This window comes from Paraburkholderia phytofirmans (assembly GCF_046028095.1).
Taxonomy (GTDB): domain Bacteria; phylum Pseudomonadota; class Gammaproteobacteria; order Burkholderiales; family Burkholderiaceae; genus Paraburkholderia; species Paraburkholderia phytofirmans_A.
Window position 1 is genome coordinate 1 of record NZ_JAQQDJ010000036.1, and the last position, 1,339, is coordinate 1,339.

Sequence of the window (1,339 nt, forward strand, 5' to 3'; positions counted from 1 at the left end):
TAGCAGGCCGTTGAAATATCCGTCGTTGATGCGCCCAGATGCATTACGACGGATGCTGGGTTCGCACTTTTGAAACGCGGAACACGTTGCGGGCATTCGACGTTGCTCGCGGGTTCGCCATATCGATGTTATCCATTGCTTCCTGCCCCTTAACCGGCAAGTGTGCGCATACGCGTCAGGTTGTAGCCGACCTGCGTCAGCACGAAGAGCTGGTCTACGCGTTCAAGTCCTCGATACATCGCTTGTCGAATCCGTCCGACTGTCTTGCCCCATCCGAACACCTGCTCAATGCGCTTACGTTTTTGCTGGCTGACCGCGTAACCCGGCCAGCGCGTAGTTCGCTCGTCAATTGCTGAGCCTCCTGGACGACCATCGTTTTGCGCCACATGCGGCGTGACACGATTCGCGCGACAACTGCCGACGAAGCCGGCGGTGTCGTAGTTCTTGTCCGCACCGACCGTGATGGCACGCGACGCAACACTCGCGGCATCAGCAAGCATCTGCCCGGCCGCGTCGCGCTCGGCGGTGCCCGTCGCCAGCGTCACCTGTGCGTTGACCACAAGGCCGTGCCGGTTGTCTGTCAGCACGTGGCCCATATAACAGAGCATCGCTCCGGTTCCTTTGCTCTTGCGAAACAGGCGCGCCTGCTCGTCCGTCGTGGATTGGTGCGTCTCGTTACTGCGTTTCTGTCCGTGCCAGTTGTCATTCGGCGCTGGCGGTTCGTCAGGAGGCGTGTCGTCTTCGTCTGGACTTGCCTTCGGCACGAAGCTCTTATGCCCGGCCCATGCCTGAATCAACGTGCCGTCGACGCTAAAGTGCTCCCCAGAAAGATATCCGCGCTCGCGCGCGGTCTCGACTGTCTCGTTGAACAGCAACACCAGCACATCGTGTTCGAGCAACCGGTCGCGGTTCTTGCTGAACGTCGAGTGGTCCCACACGGTCCCGTCCATCGGCAGGCCGACGAACCAGCGGAACAGCATGTTGTAGGAAATCTGTTCCACCAGCATGCGCTCGCTACGAATTGAGTACAGCACCTGCAGCAAAAGAGCTCGCACCAGCTTCTCCGGCGCGATGCTCGGCCGACCTCCTTTCGCGTCAGCCTCGTACATCCGCGCGAAAACATCGTCCATGCGTTTAAGCGCGTCATTGAGCCAGGTACGAATCGGACGCAACGGATGGTCCTTCGGCACAAAATCGTCCAGCTTCAACACCGTGAACATTGATTCGGTAAAACCATCTGGCCCACGCATCCGTTCCATCTCGCTCTCATTGACGACATACGTTCAACGTTTACGCCTGCGTTCCGGATGACCGCTACATGAGGTATTTCACCGGCCTG

At 58.8% G+C, this 1,339-nt stretch carries 1 protein-coding gene; it reads right to left on the reverse strand.

Annotated features, from left to right (window positions below; all coding sequences use genetic code 11):
• Positions 1–149: 149 nt before the first annotated feature.
• Positions 150–1,250: an IS5 family transposase gene (locus PQR54_RS38805; protein WP_408255428.1), complete on the reverse strand. Its 1,101-nt coding sequence runs from the start codon at positions 1,248–1,250 to the stop codon at positions 150–152.
• Positions 1,251–1,339: the final 89 nt, after the last annotated feature.

Excerpts from the sequence above, each read along its gene's own strand:
- PQR54_RS38805 (WP_408255428.1), bottom strand. The coding sequence starts at position 1,250 with ATGCGTGGGCCAGATGGTTTTACCGAATCAATGTTCACGGTGTTGAAG.